Here is an 18,573-nt window from a genome sequence, read left to right as displayed (position 1 = left end):
CCCCGGGAGGGGCGCGAGGAACGGCGCGACCAGCCCCCGGCGGGCGGCACTCGGACGACGGCCACGGGCCCCACCCCGTCATCCGGCGGCGAAGCCGCGAGGTCGGCGGGGGACGGGCGGGTCGGGGCAGCGGCGGACGACAGGCGGGCCGCGCGGAACGTGGTCACCACCGCCCCGACGACCGGCTGGGGCGCCGCCCCGGACATGGGCGCGCCCGCCACCTTCGTACTCCTGCGGCACGGCGAGACCCCGCTGACCCCGCAGAAGCGGTTCTCGGGCAGCGGCGGCAGCGATCCGTCCCTGTCCGACGTGGGCCGGGAGCAGGCGGAGCGGGTCGCCACCGCGCTGGCGGCACGCGGCACCATCCAGGCGATCGTGGCCTCCCCGCTGGCCCGGACCCGGGAGACCGCGGGGGCCGTCGCCGACCGGCTCGGCCTCGAGGTCGTCGTCGAGGACGGCCTGCGCGAGACGGACTTCGGTGCCTGGGAGGGGCTGACCTTCGCCGAGGTGCGCGAACGCCACCCGGAGGACCTGAACACCTGGCTCGCCTCACCGGAGGCCGAACCGACCGGCGGCGGCGAGAGCTTCGCCGCGACCGCCCACCGCATGGCGGCCACCCGCGACAAGCTGATCGCCTCCTACGCGGGCCGCACGGTCCTGCTCGTCACCCATGTCACCCCGATCAAGACCCTCGTACGACTGGCGCTCGGCGCCCCGCCGGAGTCCCTGTTCCGGATGGAGCTGTCGGCGGCGTCGCTCTCGGCGGTGGCGTACTACGCGGACGGCAACGCGAGCGTCCGGCTGTTCAACGACACGTCTCATCTGCGCTGAGCGGCACGGCGGTCAGCCGCGCCCGGCGGCACGGTCGCGCAGGATCCCGGCGGTCTCCCGGTCCGCCGGGAGGAACGCCTCCAGATGGAGTTCGGCGAGCGTGACGTCCACCGCCGTCGCGAACGATGTGAGCGTGGTGAGAAGCCTCAACTCGCCCTCAGGGCACCGCAGTCGCAGCGGAACGGCGAAGCCGAGGTAGTCCGCGCCGGGCTCGCTCGCCGGCACATACTCCGCCAACTCCCGCACCAGCGCGTCGAGATGCGGATCGGGGCTGCGGACGGACCGGGCCCGCAGGTTCTCCACGATGTGCCGGCCCCAGGCGTCCAGGTTCACCACGCGTGACGCCATCCCGCGCGGATGCAGGGCCAGCCGCAGGACGTTCACCGGCGGCGCCAGCAGCTCGGGAGCGGCCCCCTCGGCCAGGACGTCGAACGCCGCGTTGGCCGCGACGAGTTCACCGCGGGGTCCCGCCACCACCGCCGGATACGGCAGGTGCCCTTCGAGGATGCTGTCCAGCGCCTCCCGTACGGGCTCCAGCGCGGCCGCGTCGAGTGCCGACTCGGTGAACGCGGGAGCGTAACCGGCCGCCAGGAGAAGGGTGTTGCGCTCCCGCAGGGTCAGGCCCAGTGACTCGGCGAGCCTGATCACGATCTCCCTGCCGGGCACCGAACGCCCGCGCTCGATGAAGCTGACGTACCGCTGCGTCGTGCCCGCCCGGGAGGCGAGCTCCAGCTGACTCACCCGGCGCGCGTGCCGCCAGCGCAGCAGCTCCCGGGCGAAGGGCGGGGGTTCGGTGGAGATACCGGTCGTCATGGGATCAGTTGTACGTCATGGGGAGGACAGCGGCGCGGGAGCGGGCGACCCGATCCGCGACCGGGTGCCCGTCCCCGTACCGCCCGGCCCCTACCGCTGCCCCGGCCCGTCATACCTCGCCGGGAATTGAGGCGGACACCCGTTCCGAACAGCATGGACGCATCCACTCGGAGCCCACTCAGGGAGCGGACATGCGCGCCTACCACCTCGAAACGCTCGGCACCGTCGACGGGATCGTCCCGCGCGAGTCGGCCCGGCCCGAACCGGGGCCCCGCGACATCCTCGTCCGTGTCCGGGCCGTCTCCCTCAACAAGCGCGACCTGCTGATCCTGAAGGGGACCTACCCGCTGAAGGCCGTACCGGACGTGATCCCGGTGAGCGACGGAGCGGGGGAGGTCGTCGCGGTGGGAGCGGAGGTGACCCGGTTCGGGGTGGGCGACCGCGTGGTGGGCACGTACTTCCCGAACTGGCTGGACGGCCGGATCACCCCGGCCCTGTTCGACCAGCCCGGCGCCACCCTCGACGGCATGCTGACCGAGTACGCCTGTCTGAGCCAGGAGGCCGCGGTCCGGGTTCCGGACCACCTGACCTGGGAGGAGGCGGCGTGTCTGCCCTGCGTCGGGGTGACCGCCTGGCAGTCCCTGACGGGCGGCGAGCCGCTCGCCCCCGGCCGGACCGTGCTCACCCTCGGCACCGGCGCGCTGTCCCTCTTCGTCGTGCAGCTGGCCAAGACGATGGGCGCCGAGGTCATCGTGACGACATCGAGCGCGGTCAAGTCGGACCGCGTCAGGGCGCTCGGCGCGGACCACGTCGTCAACTACGCCGAGAACCCTGCATGGGGGCTCGCCGTCAGGGAGTTGACCGGCGGACGCGGTGCCGATCTGGTCGTCGAGACCAACGGGCCCGACACCATCGAGCAGTCGATGCGGGCGGCCGCGCTCTACGGCCAGATCGTGCTCCTGATCACCGGCAACCCGCGCAGGCACGGTATCGAGATCTCCAACGCGGCCTACGCGGCGAGTCTGGCCACGATCCGCCGGGTGTTCGTGGGCAGCCGCGCCCACTTCGAGTCCATGAACAGGGCGCTGGAGCTGCACGGCACCCGCCCGGTCGTGGACCGCGTCTTCGGCTTCGACGAGGTGCGGGAGGCGTTCCACTACTACGAGAGCGCAGTGGCCTTCGGCAAGGTGGTCGTCCGCGTGGGCTAGCGGCGCAGCGCCGACGCCTCCCGCGCCAGTTCCTCCACCCGGCGCCAGTCCCGCGCGGTGATCGCTTCGGCCGGGAGCATCCAACTGCCGCCCACGCAACCCACGTTGGGGAGTGCCAGGTAGTCCGGCGCGCACTCGGGGCCGATGCCGCCCGTCGGGCAGAACCGCGCCTGGGGGAGCGGCCCGGCCAGCGACTTCAGGTACGCCGTGCCGCCCGCCGCCTGTGCGGGGAAGAACTTCATCTCACGCACCCCGCGCTCCAGCAGCGCCACCACCTCCGAGGTGGTCGACACCCCCGGCAGGAACGGCACCCCGGACGCCTTCATCGCGCCGAGCAGCACGTCCGTCCAGCCGGGGCTGACCAGGAAGCGGGCGCCCGCCGCGACGGACTCCGCCACCTGATCCGGTGTCAGCACCGTGCCCGCGCCCACCACCGCGTCCGGCACCTCCGCCGCGATGGCCCGGATCGCGTCGAGCGCGGCCGGGGTCCGCAGCGTCACCTCGATCGCGGGCAGCCCGCCGGCCACCAGGGCTCGCGCCAACGGCACGGCGTCGGCGGCGTCCGCGACCACGACGACGGGGACGACGGGCGCGAGATCCAGGAGGGAGGCATGCGGAGACGGGGGCAGCGGCGAGGTCATGCCCACATCCTGCCCGGGGTCCGCATCATGCGCAAAGGTCGTTGCGCATGATGCAACGCTACCGAAAGGGGGGCCGAAAGGGGCGAGGGGGGGGCGAAAGAGGGGTGGTCGAAAGGGGAGGAGGGGCGAAGGGGCGAAGGGGCGAAGGAGCGAAGGGGAATGTCCGAGCGTGGATCGCCGCTCAGTGGATCTCCTTCACCACCACGTCGAGCGCCCAAGGCCTGCCCGCCCTGCCGGGAGCCTCCGCCTCCACGGCGTACCCGAGGTCCCGCAGCGCCCCCACCAGCTCCGCCGGGCTCCTCGGTGCCGCGCCCGCGGTGAGCAGGCTACGGACGATCTTGCCCTTCGTCGCCTTGTTGAAGTGGCTGACGACGGAACGCTTCTCGACCCCGTTCACCAGCTGCGCGTGCAGCACCCGGACGGTCGCCGTCCGCCCGGCGACCTCCCCCTTGGGCTTCCACGCCGCCGTGTACGCCGAGGACCGCAGGTCCAGCACGAGCCCGTCGCCCGCGGCCTCGGGGAGGGCGGTCGCCATCGGCGTACGCCAGTGCGCGCCCAGCGCTCCGAGGCCGGGCAGCTTCACGCCCATCGAGCAGCGGTACGAGGGGATGCGGTCGGTCACACGCACCGCGCCCCACAGCCCGGAGAAGACCAGCAGCGAGCGGCCCGCCCGCCGCTTCGCGGGGGTGTCCAGCGAGGCCAGGTCCAGGGAGTCGTACAGAACCCCCGTGTAGATCTCCCCGGCCGGGCGCGCGCCCGCGGTCCGCAGTTCCGTGTTCTTCGCGATCTCGCCGCGTAGACCCTCGCTCAGCCCGAGCACCTCGCGGGCCTTGTCCTCGTCGGCCGCGCACAGCTCGACCAGTTCGTCGAGGACCGCCTGGCGTGCCTCCGTGAGGCCGGGCAGGGACAGCGACTCCGTCTTGAGCGCGGTTCCCCGGCCGGAGGGGGCCTTGCCCTCGGAGGGCGGCAGCAGCACGAGCACGGTTGGTTCTCCTCACGGTGGATATGGCCCGGCGCCAGCCTACGGGGTGCGACCGGGGCGCCTTCGCCGTCCGGCCGAGCCCCACCAAGCCCCCCGGGTGTCGGCCGGAACCCCCGTCCGGGCACCCCGCCGGGCAGCCGCACGGCCGGCGTACCGCCGCTCCCGACCCCCGGCCGGCCGCCCGCTCGGCGTGCTCAACGGTTGCCCCCGGCCTACGCTCGATCCATGCCTCGCCGTCACGTCCGTGTCACCGGTGCACCGGAGGCTCCGCTGCGAGCCGCCCTCGGCGCTCTGCGGACCGAGCTCGGGGTGCCCGAGAGCTTCCCGGCCGAGGTCCTCGCGGAGGCCGGGCGGCCGCCCCGCCTGCCCTCGTACGACGCGACGGACATCCCCCTCTTCACCATCGACCCGCCGACGTCCGACGACCTCGACCAGGCCATGCACCTGTCGCGCCGCGAGCGGGGCGGCTACCGCGTCCGGTACGCCATCGCCGACGTCGCCGCCTTCGTGACGCCCGGCGGAGCCCTGGACGCCGAGGCGCACCGACGCGTGATGACCCTCTACTTCCCGGACGGGAAGATCCCCGTCCACCCGCCCCGGCTCTCCGAGGGATCCGCGAGCCTCCTGCCGGACCAGACCTGCCCGGCCGTCCTGTGGACGATCGACCTCGACGCGGACGGCCGTACGGAGTCGACCGCCGTCCGCCGCGCCCTGGTCCGCAGCCGGGCCAAGCTGGACTACGCCCACGTGCAGCGGCAGATCGACGCGGGGACGGCGGAGGAACCGCTCGCCCTGCTCAAGGACGTCGGCACCCTGCGCGAGGGCCTGGAGATCGAGCGCGGCGGCATCTCGCTCAATGTGCCCGAGCAGGAGATCGTCGAGAAGGACGGGACGTACGAACTCGTCTACCGGGCCCCGCTGCCCGCCGACGGCTGGAACGCCCAGGTCTCCCTGCTCACCGGCATGGCGGCGGCCGACCTGATGCTCGCGCACGGCACCGGGGTGCTGCGGACGCTGCCCGCCGCGCCGGACGGGGCGGTCGGACGGCTGCGCCGCACCGCGCGGGCCCTGCACATCGACTGGCCGCACCACGTCTCGTACGCGCGGCTCGTCCGCTCCCTCGACCCGCACCGGCCGCACCACGCGGCCTTCCTCCAGGAGTGCACGACGCTGCTGCGCGGTGCCGGGTACACCGTCTTCCGGGACGGGGCACTCCCCGAGGTCACCGCGCATGCCGCCGTCGCCGCGCCCTACGCCCACTGCACGGCCCCGCTGCGCCGGCTCGTCGACCGCTACAGCTCGGAGATCTGCCTCGCGGCCGCCGCCGATGAGCCGACTCCCGACTGGGTCCTCGAAGCCCTCGACGCCCTCCCCAAGGAGATGGCGGAGGGCAGCCGGCGCGCGGGCACCGTCGAGCGCGAGTGCGTCGACATCGTGGAGGCCGCGCTGCTCAAGGACCGGGTCGGCGAGCTCTTCGAGGCCTGCGTGGTGGACGTACAGGAGCACGAACCCACGGTCGGCACCGTGCAGTTGGAGTCTCCTGCGGTCTTCGCCCGGATCGCGGGCGGCACGACGGACCTGCCGCTGGGCGAACGCCTGCGGGTCCGGCTCACCCAGGCGGACCCCGGAACGGCGAAGGTACAGTTCGCGCCTGCTTGAGCACGGGGACGAACGCGCCCGGTCCGTCGCCGAGTTCGCCGCCCCCTCTCCCTTCCGTGACTCCCTCCCGCCTCCCCCCTTCCCTCACCTCGACCGATCTCCCCGGCGCGGCATGGAAACGGGGGACACGCGTGTTGCCCTCGTAGCGGCGACCGGTGCCGCGGGAGAAGAGGTGGCGGCGGTGACACGGGCGACGGCGACTCCGGCCGGACCGGGAGACGCGATCACGGTGCTGAAGGGCGGGACGGCCACGGTCATATCGGGGACGGCGACCGCGGCCGTACGGCGTGGGCCGACGGCTGCCCCGGCCGTACGGCGTGGGCCGACGGCGGCCGTGAAGGAAGAGGCCCGTTGGACCCGGGCCACCCTCGGCCGGGACGGCCGGCCCCTGGACCTGCTGACCGCCCGCTTCGACCAGCACCGCTACGCACCGCACGCCCACGACGAGTTCACCGTCGGCGTCTGCGTCGGCGGCTCGGAGATCATCGACTACCGCGGCGGCCACATCCGGACCGGCCCGGGGTCCATCGTCGTGCTGGCCCCCGGCGAGATGCACACCGGCGGTCCCGCCGCCTGCGACGGCTACGCCTACCGGGCCCTGTACGCGGAGCCGTCCCTGCTCTCCGAGGGCGCCGTCGGCGGCCTCCCGCACTTCCGTGAACCCCTCCTCGACGACCCCGAACTCGCCGCCGCACTGCGCGCCGCGCACACCGAACTGAGCGTCTGCCCCGACCCGCTGGAGGCCGAGTCCCGCTTCCCGTGGCTGCTCGCCGCGCTGGCCCGGCGCCACTCCACGGCCCGCCCCGACCGCGACGAGATCCCCGGCGCCGCACGCGTGGCCGACGCCGTACGCGACCGCCTGGCCGACGAACTCCAGGCCCCGCCCTCCCTCGCCTCCCTCGCCATGGACCTGGGCCTGTCCCGCTACCAGCTCCTGCGCGCCTTCCGTACGACCATGGGGATACCGCCGTACGCCTGGCTGGCCCAGCACCGGGTGCACCGGGCCCGCCGGCTCCTGGAGTCAGGACTGCGCCCCGCCGAGGTCGCCGGTCTCGTCGGCTTCGCGGACCAGGCGCATCTGACCCGCTGGTTCCGCCGCGTGCTGGGGGTGACACCGGCGGCGTACCGCGCGAGCGTGTTCCCGTCGCCGTAGCGCGGACCGGTCGTGCCGCCCGCGGCCCGGACCGGTCGCCGTCTCAGCGCAACAGCGTTCAAGACGCCGCACCGGGCGGCGGCCGAGACTTCCCCCATGACTGCACGCGGCTGGTTCCTGTTCTCCCTGATGGGAGTGGTCTGGGGCATCCCCTACCTGATGATCAAAGTGGCGGTGGACGAGCTGTCCCCGTCGGTGGTGGTGTTCACGCGCTGTCTGATCGGCGCCGCGCTGCTGCTGCCCTTCGCGCTCCGGCAGGGCGGCCTGACCCGGACCGTACGGGCCCACTGGCGCCCGATGCTGGCCTTCGCGTGCATCGAGATCATGGTCCCCTGGTGGACCCTGACGGACGCCGAACGCCATCTGTCCAGCTCCACCGCGGGCCTGCTGATCGCCGGGGTGCCGATCATCGGCGTGGCCGCGGCCCGGCTCTTCGGCGACACGGAACGGCTCGGCGCCCGCCGTGTCGCGGGCCTCGCCCTCGGCCTGAGCGGCGTCGCCGTCCTCACGGCCCCGCATCTGACCGGCGGCGACGCCCGGTCGCTCGTCGAGGTGCTGTTCACGGTCGTCGGCTACGCCACCGCACCGGTCATCGCCGCCCGCCACCTCAAGGACGTTCCGTCCCTCCACCTCACGGCCCCCTGCCTGGCCCTGGCGGCGCTGGTCTACGCCCCCGCGGCGGTCGTCACCCGGCCGGACGCGATCCCCTCCGGACAGGTCCTGGCCGCCCTCGCGGGCCTGGGCGTCGTCTGCACGGCCGTCGCCTTCGTGGCCTTCCTGGAACTGATCAAGGAAGCGGGCCCGACCCGGGCGACGGTCATCACCTACGTCAACCCGGCGGTCGCGGTTGCCGCGGGCGCGGTGTTCCTGGATGAACGCCTGACCGCCGGCATCCTCGCCGCCTTCGCCCTCATCCTGGCGGGCTCGGTACTGGCCACGGCGACGGCCGGTCCTCGGCGGCGCCCCCGCCCGGTACCATGGTCGACACGGCAGACGAGCCGGGCGGACGGCCGCGTGGAGGTTCTTGTGGACCTTCCCGAGGAACGTCCGGGCTCCACAGGGCAGGGTGGTGGCTAACGGCCACCCGGGGTGACCCGCGGGACAGTGCCACAGAAAGTAAACCGCCGAGAACTCCGGTTCCCGGTAAGGGTGAAACGGTGGTGTAAGAGACCACCAGCGCCTGAGGCGACTCAGGCGGCTAGGTAAACCCCACCCGGAGCAAGGTCAAGAGGGGCCGCTGTAAAAGGTGGCTCTGCGCGGACGTTCGAGGGCTGCCCGCCCGAGTCCGCGGGTAGACCGCACGAGGCCGGTGGCAACGCCGGCCCTAGATGGATGGCCGTCTCCCCGGCCGCCGCGAGGCGACCGGGCGACAGAACCCGGCGTACAGCCCGACTCGTCTGCCGCTTACCTCCCTGACCTGGGAGGTAAGGCTAGGTTCCTTGATCCAGACCTTCGCTGGGGAGAATCTGGGGAGAATCAAAACCGGGAGAGATCTCAACAGCCTCATCGGCCTCAGCGGCTCGGGTCCCGCCCCCACCTGGGGACATCCACGAGCCGAGCGCAGCCAGCGCCCGCTTCCCGGACTTCGGCATGAAGTGCACGTAAGTCCTCAGCGTGAACGCCGGATCCGAGTGACCGAGCCACGCAGCCAGCTGAGTGATTGTCTCACCCTCCGACAGCACGATGCTAGCGAACGTATGCCGCGTGACGTGGAAGCCATCCTCCCGCGGCATACGCCACGCCACCCGGCGCCACGGCTTCTTCCCGTTCGCCTGCACATACTCGACCTCAGGCTCCGGGATGACGCCCGCACGGGCGAGCGCCGGCTTCCACGCCTTGTCGTCCCACGTCGCCCGGTTCAGTGCGCCGCCGCTGACTCCGCCGGTCCTGGGTGTGGTCACAAGGAGACGTACAGTCCGCAGTGGCCGCTTGTCCCACTCCAGGTTCGGCCGGTCCGGGTCCACCCAGGGCAGCGTCACGTCGACCGTGGGGAAAGAGTTCGCGTACTCCTTGACGGCGCGGGCCAGTTCCGGCGGGCAGGGAGCGTCGCGGAGCTTGCCGCGCTTCGGCGGAGCGAACGCCAGACGGCTGTTGATCCGCACGATCTGACGAGTCACATGGATCTCGTCGCCGTCGATGTCGTCCGGCGAGAAGCCGAAGCACTCTCCCTGCCGCAGCCCGGCCCCGGTGGCGAGGTCCACGAGGATCCCGTACCGGGGGCCCAGCTCGGCCCGCACCGCGGCGACCGTCTCCTTGGGCCACGCCTTCGCCTTGGACGGAGGCGCCGCCGGCGCCGACAAGTCCTCGTCCCTGAACGGGTTCTCGGCGATCCTCCTGGCCTTGTGCGCCGCCTGCATGATCGTCGAGAAATGACGCCACGTGGTGCGCACCGTGTTCACGTCGATGTCCTGCTCGACACGGGTGAGCCAGGCCCGGATCTCGTCGTGGCCGATCCGGTTCAGCGACAGATGCCCCATGTGCGGAAGGATGTGGTTGAAGACTCGCGGCTTCATCGACTGCTTGGTGCCGGGCGCCTTCCGCAGGGTGGGCCACCACGTCTGTTCGACGTACTCCCGCAGCGTGATATTGCCGTCGCGGGGGTCGTAGAAGTGGCCGCGGCTCGTATCCGTCTGCGAGTCGGCGAGCCACTTCTCAGCCCCGTCAGGACCCTTGAGGTTGGTGAACGACCGGTCCCGCACCCCGGGGATCCCCGCTACGCGCCAGCGTTTGCCCTGGCCGTAGCGGGCTGTCTTGCGCTTTTTGCCGGTCTCTGGATCGGGCTTCCTGGTCCACCAGCGGTCTTCGATGTATCCCGCCATCGCTGCCCCCGTTCCCTCAGAGGTGACGCATGGGCTCCGGCGAGTTGTCGATGATCTCCCCCGCATAGAGCTGGAACCAGTGTCCTGCATCCAGGTGTTGCCGGGTGACGGGGTTCATCGAGGCGGCGAACCCTGCTGTGTTCAGGGCCGGGTCGATGTATACGCGCAGGAGCCCCTTGAGTTCGGCCAGGATCGCACCGTCATCCTCTTTGCGGTCCAGGACGTACTCGATGCGCAGGGGCCTGCCAGGCGTGTTGTGGGAGACGATCTCGTCGTCCCACAGCTGGAACCAGCGAGCCGAAGCCATCAGATCGGCGATCTCGATGTTCAGCTGCCGCACCACGTCAGGGAGGGGTGCACTCCGATCGAGGCGGACTCGAATCCGCCCCCTGTCCTCATCGATCCGCGCCAGTCTTCCCGGCGGCAGGTCGTCAACGGCTTCATAGGCGACGTCCAGCATGCGTCCTCCCCGCGTGCCAACGGTGCACTAGGAGCCAGAGCGGCCAGAAGTGCACGGTTGGTGAAGGGTACGTCTACTGAGAGTCGCCGACAATCGGTTGTAGAAATATCTACTTACTGACATTGGTGGTCAGGTGGCAGTGAAGGGCTCGCTTCTGTGCTACTCGCCGGCCTCGCGCTTCGCGCGCTCCTCGGCCTCGATCATGTAGCGCCACTTCATGAGCTCCGCCTTCGACTTGCCCGCGAGGTGGCCCACGATGATGCGCACCTCGGAGTCATAGCCCGCCAGTTCGGTGGCCTCGTACTGCAGCCACTGCTTGGCAACGGCCTCCTGGACGCGCCGCACGGGCTTGCCGAGCGCGGCAGCAATCGCCCCGATCATCGGCACGGTAGGCGGATTGGTGGGGGGAGTCTTCACGATCCGCTGCAGGTACGGCTTGGAGACCGTCTCTCCCGTTTCGGGGTCGATGGCCCGGTCGGCGAGGCGCTGGTAGGAGTCGCCTTTGTCGAGTGCTTCTTGGATGAGCTGGGAGAGTGCACCGGCGGGTGGGGCCAGGTCAGCTGCACCGGTGTCCGGGGCTGTGGCCGGGACCGTCATGTCCTCATCCTCTCGCGTCACGTTCGCACCGACTGTCTCTATCCGTGTGGGTTCGCGCCGGAAAAATAGCAGGTCACGCCCTACAACCATCCCGCTATGGAGACGGATCGTCTACAGAAGCATGGTAACCAGCCAGAAAGTTTGCCGATACCGGGTGGTACGTCGTCCAGTTTGGTAGACGATCCGTCTCTGTCGTGCTTAACTCGTCTCATCAAGGCCGCTCCGCACTCGGGGGAACCATTGAGCCGCAGATACACGCTGAAGAGCGCCCAGGTATTCCGCTACGCCATGAAAAACCCAGGCCGAGGCATCCCCTACGGGTACGACAGCCTCGCTGAAGTCTCCGGCTGCGGAAGCGGCCTCATCGAAAAGCTCGCCACCGGCAGGCAGAAGACCGCCGACGTAAACGACGCTCACTCCCTCGTGGAGGCACTCGGAGTCGCGATCCTGTTCCTTTTCGCGCCGCCGGCGTCTCCAGAAATGGACGATACGTCTCCCTGTAATCCCCCCACTCTCAAGGAGTAGACCAATGCACAACAGGAACGGCGAGAAGCAGAAGGCGCCCATAGGAAGCCTCTGGATCGAAGACGCCGCGATCTACATCGGCGTCAAGCTCAGCACCCTCCGCAAGTGGCGCCTCCTCGGCAAGCAGCCCGGCCCCAAGGGCTACACGATTGGCCGCTTCATCGCCTTCAAGATCGCGGACCTCGACGCCTACCTCGAAGGCCAGTACCAGGCGGCCATCACACCGGACCCCATCCGCATGGAGGAGTCCCGCCCCGCCGAAGTACGTCGCTCCCGCAAGCCGGCCCGCGCCGCCGCTTAGACGGCAAACGGCCCCACCCGCCGGATCGCACTCCGACAGCCGGGGCCTACGAGATCCACCTTCACCACTGAGAAGAAAGGGGACCCCGTTGTCCTCCATCCTCCCATCCTCACCATTCGAGCCTCTGAGGCAGGTACGCCTCGACGGTTCCGAGTTCTGGTCAGCCCGCGACCTACAGCCCGCCATGGCCTATGTGGAGTGGCGCAAGTTCGAGGACGCAATCGAGCGCGCCATCGCCGCATGCGAGAACAGCGGGCTCAGCCCCAAGGACCATTTTGGCGGCGCCGCCAAGAAGGTCTCACTCGGCTCTGGCGCGGTCCGCTCGGTCGTCGACTGGCACGTCACCCGCTACGCCGCCTACCTGATCGCGATGAACGGTGACCCGCGCAAGCCGGAGATCGCCGCCGCGCAGACCTACTTCGCCGTGAAGACCCGCGAGGCCGAGACGGCCGCTCCCCGCGAGATGACGAAGCTGGAAGCCCTGCAGGCCGCGATCGAGTCGGAGCAGGGCCGTCTTGCTGCTGAGGCTCGGGTGCGGGAGTTGGAGCCGGCCGCGAACTCGTGGCAGGTGCTCGCTTCCGGTGAGGGCGACTTCGCGGTGGCGGACGCGGCGAAGATCCTCGGCCGCGATCCGTCGATCACGCTCGGGCGGAACCGTCTGTTCGCGCTGCTCGCCGAGTATCGGTGGACGTACCGCCAGCCCGCCGACGACAAGCCGCGTGCGATGCAGACCGCGGTGACGCGTGGCTGGCTGTCGGAGCTGCCGCAGTCCTACGAGCACCCCCGCAGTGGCGAGTTGGTGCTGACCGCTCCTCAGGTCCGCGTCACGGTGAAGGGCTTGCATGAGCTGCACAAGCGGCTCGGCGGTACCGCCGCCGTCGCCATCCCGACCGTGCCCATGCAGGGCGGTCAGCGATGAGCGAGCGCACCGAGATCCGCGTCATCCTCCCGCCCGCCGGGGCCGTCCCGCACGAGAGCGCCTACAAGCACACCGACATCGACGGCGACCGGCTCCTCATCAGTACCGCCCTCCACCCGGACGGCACGCCCGGCATCTACTTCCGCACCGACCCGAACGGGTCCTCGGTTCCGCTGGCCGATCTGCCCGCGCTGATCGCGCAGTTGCAGGTCATCGCCGACGCATCCAAGGCCGAGGCTGAGGAGGCGGCCTCATGACCGCCGTCAACCCGCGCCTGGCTGCCGCGATCGCCGCGACGGGCGTCCCGCTGTCGGCCGACCTGGTCGCGCCGCAGGGGCGGAAGGTGCTTACCCAGACCAAGTCCCGTCTGCGCGAGCAGCGCCTGGCTCGGCGAGGTCGCAGCGGTGAACTCGGCCCTGTCATCAAGGCCCTGCACGCGGCCCTGGATCTTCTTGAGTCGGAGCGCTGGGAGCGGCGTCGGCTGGGCGTCCACACCACCGACTACGTGCTCCTCATGCGCGCCTGCTACGGGCCTCTCCTCCAGCGGAACCCTCGCACGGAGCGTTGGGAACTGGTGTCCCGACGGCGCCGGCCCGACGGTGCTCTGGAGGCTGCTCGGGCGGTGACGGCCGATGTGGTGCAAGCGCTGGGCGGCGAGTCCGGGGCCACGGTCCAGGACATTCGGGCCGCGATCAACCGGCTGGGTGGTGCGGCATGAAGCCCTTCCAGACCGTACCCCCGCGCATCGAGCAGGCCGACGTACAGCTGTCGACGCTCCGCGAGCGGATGGCCGCCGACGTCCGGGAGACCGTCGCCCGGCAGCAGGCCTGTCAGCTCCTGGCCGAGGCCGCCGCACACACTGCGTCGCCGTCGGACCGGATCGCCTACGCCCTCGACGCCTGGCTGGTCACCCACCCGAACGCCCCGCTCGCGACGGCCGCCGACTACCCGGCCTGGGCTGCCGAGATGGCCGCCCGCGAGAACGCCAACCGTGAAGCCCGCGCCCGCAAGGAGATGACGTGACCTACGTGTTCCCGCTGGACATTGCCGAGGAGAGCGCCCGCAAGTACCTGGCGATCGCCCAGCAGAAGGACATCCACGACCGGGTGCAGGCGGCCGAGGCGATCGGCTACCTCACGTCAACCATGCAGCGGCTCCTCGACTCCCTGGAGGCCGAGAGGGCCAAGCCGAAGCGGTCGCTCCAGGTCGACCCGCTGCTGCGGGACTTCGTCGGCGACCTCGCCGACCGGCTGCGGACCGAGGGCATGCACGCGGCGGCAGACCGGATCGTCGAGCTGACCGACCAGACGCTGCGGATCGGCGCCGAGTACGTCGCCGCACAGGCCGCAGCGAAGGCGGTGGCGGCATGAGCACCGTCCTCGCGCCCCGCCCGCTCGCCGACCTGGAGCAGGACGATCTGGTCCGCGTCGAGCAGGAGATGGCTCGTCGGGCCCGAGGCGTGAAGCCGTGGACGCCCACCGAGTACGTCGACGCAATCGCCAAGGTCCACGCCCGGTACTCGGCCTGGCGGGTCGTCCTCCAGAAGCGGCGGGTGGCGTGATGGTGACGCTGTCCGTGACCCGCTCCCGTGTCGCCGCCGTCCTCCGGGACACCGCGGACCTGCTGGAGGCGGAGGGCTGGGACCCGCGCATAAACCCGGTCGTCTCCGCGATCGACCGGGCTGCCGGCTACGTGCCGGGCAAGGGATCCGTCGACGGGGAGCAGACGACGCTCGAAGCGTGGGACGCCCTCGTCACCTACCTCGGCAACCAGCTCGTCGTCCCGTGGGAGCGCGACCCGAGCCGCACCCAGATGCAGGTGCTCCACGCCATCCGCAGTGCCGCGAAGGCGGTGAGCTCCTGATGGGCGCCGAGCTGAAGGGCGACGGCCTCACCGTCGGCCTCGTCAACACCGCTGAGCAGCGCCGGGCCGCGGTCCGTGCCGCCGACCAGATCGCCGCCGAACACCCCGACGAACGCGACGACCTGATGCCGCGGCTCGCCGGCCGGGAGCTCGCCAAGGACCCGGCCATCGCTGCCGGGGTCCTCGAACTCCTTGCTCAGCTCGGCATCAAACCGCAGCACATCCGGAGGCAGTCGTGAGCATCGCCAACCTGATCCCCGGCCTGAAGGGCTCCGGCAGTCGCCGCGCCGTCGACAAGGTCGAGGAACTCCGCGACGAGAACACTCGACTCCTCACCTACCTGCACCAGGCGGGCGACGAGATCGCCCTGCTCCGCTGGGACGTCACCGTCGCCACCAGTCGGCAGGGCGAAGCCGAGGAACTGGTCGTCCAGTTGAAGGCGGACGCCGACGACCTCATCGACGACCGCGACGTGTGGAAGGCCGAAGCCCTCGCCCTCCGCGCCCGGCTCGCACCGTTCCTCGCCGCCGAGGCCAACGCCAACCGCGTCACCGTCCCGCCGATGGTCCGTGACACGAGCGCCTTCGAGGACCAGGCGACCGGCCCGATCGACGTGCGGGAGCTCCGTGAACGGTTTGCGACCGGCCTGGTCGTGTCCCTGCACCACTCGCCGCAGGCCGCTAGCCCGGTGCACGTGCCGTCGTGGGCCGTCGCTGACGGGCCCGCCACCACCTGACTCGCCGGGCCGCCGGATGACACCCGGCCGGCGGACCCGGCGCCCAACGCAGAAACCCCGCCGAGGCGAATTCGGCGGGGTCCACCACCAGCATCCCACGGAGACTTCTGTGACCACGATCAACGCCCACCGACTGCAGCGGCTCATCAAGCAGACCCGCCCCCACATCAGCCCCGACGACACACTGCCCGCCATCAACGGCATCCGCCTCGAATGCGACGGCATCCACATCCACGCCCTCGCCACCGACCGGTACACGTTCGCCGCCGCCCGCGTGAAGGTCCGCGAAGAGACGGACACCTGGTCCATCACCGTCAACGAGAGCGACCTCGGCTGGTTCACGGCCTGGCTGGAGACCCACGAGGGCGACACCATCCTCAGCCTGACGGCCACCGAAACCGGGCTGACGATCACCGACGACCGGGGCAGCCTCCTCGTCCCCGGCCGCGACGAGATGTTCCCCAAGTGGCAGGGCATGTTCCGAGAGGCCCTCAACGCCGCTGCCGCGTCCGGCGACATGGTCAGCGTCGACACCAAGATGCTCGCCCGCTGGAAGCACGCCGACACCCACCTCCGGGTCTGGCAGACCGAAGCCGAGAAGCCGCTCGTGCTCGTCGGCGAGGACTTCCTCGGCATGCAGATGCCGTGCCGCTACCGCGGTGACGCACAGGACCGGACCGCGGTCATCGACGACTGGTCCGGAAGCCTCGGCGCGGGCGACGGCGAGACGATGGCAGCGCTGCCGGAGCCGGGCGCCGTTGCAGAGATGGCGGAGTCCATGCTCCGGCAGACCCTGCGGTCCACGACCGAGATGTTCGGCGCCGACTTCGACAGCGAGAGCGGGCGCGGAGCCTTCAACGCCTGGGTGCACTCCGGGATCTACGCCTGGTCCGCCTTCCGCCTCCTGGAAGCGCTGAAGAAGGCCGACCCGGATCTGGCCGAGACGACGGTCCGCGACCTCAACGAGCAGCTGGAGTCCGGCGAGATCGGCGAGTGGGCGTGGGACGCAGCGGAGCAGGCCGGCCACAACCCGAAGCAGTGGCAGGACGACTACGAGGCCCACCTCAAGAAGCGCGCCGAAAAGCAGGCCGCCGACGCCACCGCCTGACCAACCCGAAGTCCGGCGCGTCGAGTCCCCCCAACTCCGCGCCACCGAGGGCCGCCGCTCGCGGCACACCCCCCGTCCGCGGGCGGCGGCCCGCCTTCAGTGCACCCAGAAACGGAGAACCATGAGCATCACTGACCACCCTTATGCCGCCCCGTCCGGGGTGTTGCTGGGGCACTTCACGCCCGGCACCGCGGCGTGGAACGAGGCCCGAGCGGGACTGTCGATCACCGCGACGGAGATCGCCGCGGTCGTCGGACTGTCGCCGTGGATGTCCCGCTTCACTCTGTGGCACAAGAAGTCCGGGCTGAACGTCGCCCCGTTCGAGATGACGTCGGCTGTCGAGTGGGGGAGCCGGCTCGAGGACCCGGTCGCAGCGAAGTGGCAGGACGAGCACCCGGGCCAGCTCGCCGCACCGGCCGGCACCTGGCGGCACCGGGAGCGGGAGTGGCAGCGCGCCACCCCTGACCGGCTCATCTACCCGCAGCCCGAGGGCGAGTTCGAGACCCCGGACCAGGCCGACGCACTGCTGGAGGTGAAGACCAGCCCGTTCGGCGACGACTGGGGGCCCTCCGGTGCGGATGACGGAGTACCGCTCCACTACCGCTGCCAGGTCATGTGGCAGATGGACGTCCTCGGTCTGCCCCGCACGCACTTCGCGGTCCTGATCTCCGGCCACGACTACCGCGAGTACGTCATCGAGTACGACGAGGGCGACGCGAAGATCCTCCGCGACGCGGCCGTTCAGTTCCTCGACGAAGTCCGCTCCGGGGTCCGCCCGCCCATCGACGGCGCCGACGACACCTACCAGACGGTTCGCGTCCAGCCCGACGGCTTCGACGACATCGACGTCGAGATCCCCCTCGACGCAGCCGCCCGCTACGAGCTCGCCCAAGACCAGATGGGCGCCGCGAAGACCGAACTCACCGCCGCCAAGAGCGTCGTCCTCGACCACCTCGGCACCGGCCGCCGCGCCGTCGCCAACGGCCGCCGCATCGCCTACCGCATCCCGAAGCCGGACGGCACCACCAAGTCCCTCAGCCCGTACAAGACCAGCAAGGAAGCCGCCTGATGAACAGTCCCATCGGCAACGCCATCGCCACCCGCGAGACCGGGCCCGAGGCCATCGTCCGCCAGCACAAGGACGACCTCACTCTCGTCCTCCCCTCCCACGTCAAGGGCGAGACGTGGATGCGCCTCGCCTACGGCGTCCTGCGCTCCAACGCCCAGCTCCTGCAAGTCGCGACCCGCAACCCCGGCTCGCTGATGACCGCACTGCAGGACTGCGCCCGCCTCGGCCACGAACCCGGCGGCAAGTCCTTCTACTTCGTGCCCTTCGGCAACGAGATCCAGGGCCTCGAGGGCTACCGCGGCGTCGTCGAGCGCATCTACCGGGCCGGCGCCGTCAAGGTCGTCCACGCCGAAGTGGTCTACGCCAACGACGAATTCGTGTGGGAGCCCGGCAAGGTCGACACGCAGCAGCCGCCCCGCTGGGAAGGCCCCCAGCAGGTGCCGTTCCACAAGGCCGACTGGTTCGCCGACCGGGGCGAAGTCAAGGGCGCCTTCTCCTACGGCATCTTCCAGGACGGCACCCCGTCCCGCGTCGTCATCATCAACCGCGACTACATCAACAAGGTCCGCAAAGAGTCGAAGGGCTCCGAGAACCCGAAGTCGCCGTGGGTGAAGTGGTTCGACCAGATGGTCCTCAAGACCGTCGCCCACCGCCTCGAACCGTGGGTGCCGACCTCCACCGAGTGGCGCAAGGAACAGCTCCGCGCCGGACTCGAGGTCGCCGCCGAGCAGACCGGACCCGCCGTCATCAACGTCGGCCCGCAGCCGCAGGAACCCGGGCCCGACAGCTACGACGACAGCCCGGTCGAGGTCGAACTCCTCGACGACTAGCCCATCACCCAGCCCGGGGTCCCGCCCGCCGAAATCAGGCGGGGCCCCGGCACCACCCA

The 18,573-nt window shown here is 70.9% G+C and carries 23 protein-coding genes, 1 other RNA gene and 1 pseudogene; 19 read left to right on the top strand and 6 right to left on the bottom strand.

Features of this window, described 5'->3' with window-relative positions:
* The coding region (locus ACFWBT_RS21935) for a bifunctional RNase H/acid phosphatase (protein ID WP_385702835.1) at positions 1-831 on the top strand (831 nt) is incomplete at its 5' end.
* A 12-nt stretch (positions 832-843) separates the two neighbouring features.
* Here the strand turns inward: ACFWBT_RS21935 and ACFWBT_RS21930 are convergent.
* Entirely contained in the window at positions 844-1,644 is an 801-nt protein-coding gene (locus ACFWBT_RS21930; protein WP_385702833.1) for a helix-turn-helix domain-containing protein, read from the bottom strand.
* A 191-nt stretch (positions 1,645-1,835) separates the two neighbouring features.
* Between ACFWBT_RS21930 and ACFWBT_RS21925 the strand changes: the two genes are divergently transcribed.
* Positions 1,836-2,852, top strand: coding sequence for an NAD(P)-dependent alcohol dehydrogenase (locus ACFWBT_RS21925; protein ID WP_385702830.1), 1,017 nt, complete (start codon positions 1,836-1,838; stop codon positions 2,850-2,852).
* Here the strand turns inward: ACFWBT_RS21925 and eda are convergent.
* The gene (eda, locus tag ACFWBT_RS21920) at positions 2,849-3,493 is read right to left on the bottom strand and encodes a bifunctional 4-hydroxy-2-oxoglutarate aldolase/2-dehydro-3-deoxy-phosphogluconate aldolase (RefSeq protein ID WP_385702827.1); all 645 of its coding nucleotides are present in this window, start codon (positions 3,491-3,493) and stop codon (positions 2,849-2,851) included. The two genes, ACFWBT_RS21925 and eda, sit on opposite strands and share 4 nt — an antisense overlap.
* 181 nt (positions 3,494-3,674) lie before the next feature.
* Entirely contained in the window at positions 3,675-4,475 is an 801-nt protein-coding gene (yaaA, locus tag ACFWBT_RS21915) for a peroxide stress protein YaaA (protein WP_385702824.1), read from the bottom strand.
* A 225-nt stretch (positions 4,476-4,700) separates the two neighbouring features.
* Here yaaA and ACFWBT_RS21910 point away from each other — a divergent pair, with 225 nt between their 5' ends.
* The 4 genes and pseudogenes from ACFWBT_RS21910 to rnpB all read left to right on the top strand — a co-directional run bounded on the left by ACFWBT_RS21910 (position 4,701) and on the right by rnpB (position 8,687).
* Positions 4,701-6,134 (top strand): RNB domain-containing ribonuclease, encoded by a 1,434-nt coding sequence (locus ACFWBT_RS21910; RefSeq protein WP_385702823.1) that lies wholly within the window; start codon positions 4,701-4,703, stop codon positions 6,132-6,134.
* A 334-nt stretch (positions 6,135-6,468) separates the two neighbouring features.
* Entirely contained in the window at positions 6,469-7,287 is an 819-nt protein-coding gene (locus tag ACFWBT_RS21905) for an AraC family transcriptional regulator (protein WP_385702838.1), read from the top strand.
* Between the two features lie 96 nt (positions 7,288-7,383).
* A pseudogene (locus ACFWBT_RS21900) lies at positions 7,384-8,211 on the top strand (DMT family transporter); the annotation flags it as partial.
* Between the two features lie 70 nt (positions 8,212-8,281).
* Positions 8,282-8,687: RNase P RNA component class A (gene rnpB / locus ACFWBT_RS21895), an RNA gene on the top strand.
* A 30-nt stretch (positions 8,688-8,717) separates the two neighbouring features.
* On the opposite strand, the gene ACFWBT_RS21890 is transcribed toward rnpB, so the two are convergent.
* From ACFWBT_RS21890 to ACFWBT_RS21880, 3 genes are all read right to left on the bottom strand, one after another.
* Entirely contained in the window at positions 8,718-10,196 is a 1,479-nt protein-coding gene (locus ACFWBT_RS21890) for a tyrosine-type recombinase/integrase (protein WP_385702821.1), read from the bottom strand.
* Positions 10,123-10,566 carry a hypothetical protein gene (locus tag ACFWBT_RS21885; protein WP_385702818.1) on the bottom strand — a complete coding sequence of 148 codons (444 nt, stop codon included), beginning with the start codon at positions 10,564-10,566 and terminating at the stop codon, positions 10,123-10,125. The genes ACFWBT_RS21890 and ACFWBT_RS21885 overlap by 74 nt, the downstream gene beginning before the upstream one ends.
* Before the next feature lie 159 nt (positions 10,567-10,725).
* Entirely contained in the window at positions 10,726-11,184 is a 459-nt protein-coding gene (locus tag ACFWBT_RS21880; protein ID WP_385702816.1) for a hypothetical protein, read from the bottom strand.
* A gap of 508 nt (positions 11,185-11,692) precedes the next feature.
* On the opposite strand from ACFWBT_RS21880, the gene ACFWBT_RS21875 reads away from it, so the two are divergent.
* From ACFWBT_RS21875 to ACFWBT_RS21815, 13 genes are all read left to right on the top strand, one after another.
* Entirely contained in the window at positions 11,693-11,989 is a 297-nt protein-coding gene (locus ACFWBT_RS21875) for a helix-turn-helix transcriptional regulator (RefSeq protein ID WP_385702813.1), read from the top strand.
* An 88-nt stretch (positions 11,990-12,077) separates the two neighbouring features.
* The gene (locus ACFWBT_RS21870; RefSeq protein WP_385702811.1) at positions 12,078-12,908 is read left to right on the top strand and encodes a phage antirepressor KilAC domain-containing protein; all 831 of its coding nucleotides are present in this window, start codon (positions 12,078-12,080) and stop codon (positions 12,906-12,908) included.
* Positions 12,905-13,165: a hypothetical protein gene (locus ACFWBT_RS21865; RefSeq protein WP_385702809.1), complete on the top strand. Its 261-nt coding sequence runs from the start codon at positions 12,905-12,907 to the stop codon at positions 13,163-13,165. The genes ACFWBT_RS21870 and ACFWBT_RS21865 overlap by 4 nt, the downstream gene beginning before the upstream one ends.
* Positions 13,162-13,626 carry a hypothetical protein gene (locus ACFWBT_RS21860; RefSeq protein WP_385702806.1) on the top strand — a complete coding sequence of 155 codons (465 nt, stop codon included), beginning with the start codon at positions 13,162-13,164 and terminating at the stop codon, positions 13,624-13,626. The genes ACFWBT_RS21865 and ACFWBT_RS21860 overlap by 4 nt, the downstream gene beginning before the upstream one ends.
* Positions 13,623-13,931, top strand: coding sequence for a hypothetical protein (locus ACFWBT_RS21855; RefSeq protein WP_385702804.1), 309 nt, complete (start codon positions 13,623-13,625; stop codon positions 13,929-13,931). The genes ACFWBT_RS21860 and ACFWBT_RS21855 overlap by 4 nt, the downstream gene beginning before the upstream one ends.
* Positions 13,928-14,278 (top strand): hypothetical protein, encoded by a 351-nt coding sequence (locus ACFWBT_RS21850; protein ID WP_385702801.1) that lies wholly within the window; start codon positions 13,928-13,930, stop codon positions 14,276-14,278. Before ACFWBT_RS21855 ends, ACFWBT_RS21850 begins: the two co-directional genes overlap by 4 nt.
* Positions 14,275-14,469 (top strand): hypothetical protein, encoded by a 195-nt coding sequence (locus tag ACFWBT_RS21845; RefSeq protein ID WP_385702799.1) that lies wholly within the window; start codon positions 14,275-14,277, stop codon positions 14,467-14,469. Before ACFWBT_RS21850 ends, ACFWBT_RS21845 begins: the two co-directional genes overlap by 4 nt.
* Complete coding sequence (locus tag ACFWBT_RS21840) at positions 14,469-14,771, top strand: hypothetical protein (RefSeq protein WP_385702796.1); 303 nt, start codon at positions 14,469-14,471, stop codon at positions 14,769-14,771. Before ACFWBT_RS21845 ends, ACFWBT_RS21840 begins: the two co-directional genes overlap by 1 nt.
* Positions 14,771-15,010: a hypothetical protein gene (locus ACFWBT_RS21835; protein WP_385702794.1), complete on the top strand. Its 240-nt coding sequence runs from the start codon at positions 14,771-14,773 to the stop codon at positions 15,008-15,010. Before ACFWBT_RS21840 ends, ACFWBT_RS21835 begins: the two co-directional genes overlap by 1 nt.
* A complete protein-coding gene (locus tag ACFWBT_RS21830; protein ID WP_385702792.1) occupies positions 15,007-15,507 on the top strand; it encodes a hypothetical protein in 501 nt (166 codons plus the stop codon). Before ACFWBT_RS21835 ends, ACFWBT_RS21830 begins: the two co-directional genes overlap by 4 nt.
* 109 nt (positions 15,508-15,616) lie before the next feature.
* Positions 15,617-16,615 carry a hypothetical protein gene (locus ACFWBT_RS21825; RefSeq protein WP_385702790.1) on the top strand — a complete coding sequence of 333 codons (999 nt, stop codon included), beginning with the start codon at positions 15,617-15,619 and terminating at the stop codon, positions 16,613-16,615.
* Positions 16,616-16,736: 121 nt separating this feature from the next.
* On the top strand, positions 16,737-17,684 hold the full coding sequence (locus ACFWBT_RS21820; protein ID WP_385702788.1) for a YqaJ viral recombinase family protein: 948 nt from the start codon (positions 16,737-16,739) through the stop codon (positions 17,682-17,684).
* On the top strand, positions 17,684-18,514 hold the full coding sequence (locus ACFWBT_RS21815; protein ID WP_385702785.1) for a recombinase RecT: 831 nt from the start codon (positions 17,684-17,686) through the stop codon (positions 18,512-18,514). The genes ACFWBT_RS21820 and ACFWBT_RS21815 overlap by 1 nt, the downstream gene beginning before the upstream one ends.
* Positions 18,515-18,573: the final 59 nt, after the last annotated feature.

This window comes from Streptomyces sp. NPDC060027 (genome assembly GCF_042737005.1).
Taxonomy (GTDB): domain Bacteria; phylum Actinomycetota; class Actinomycetes; order Streptomycetales; family Streptomycetaceae; genus Streptomyces.
The sequence above is the reverse complement of the archived record's forward strand: the minus strand, read 5'-3'. Positions and strand labels throughout refer to the sequence as shown.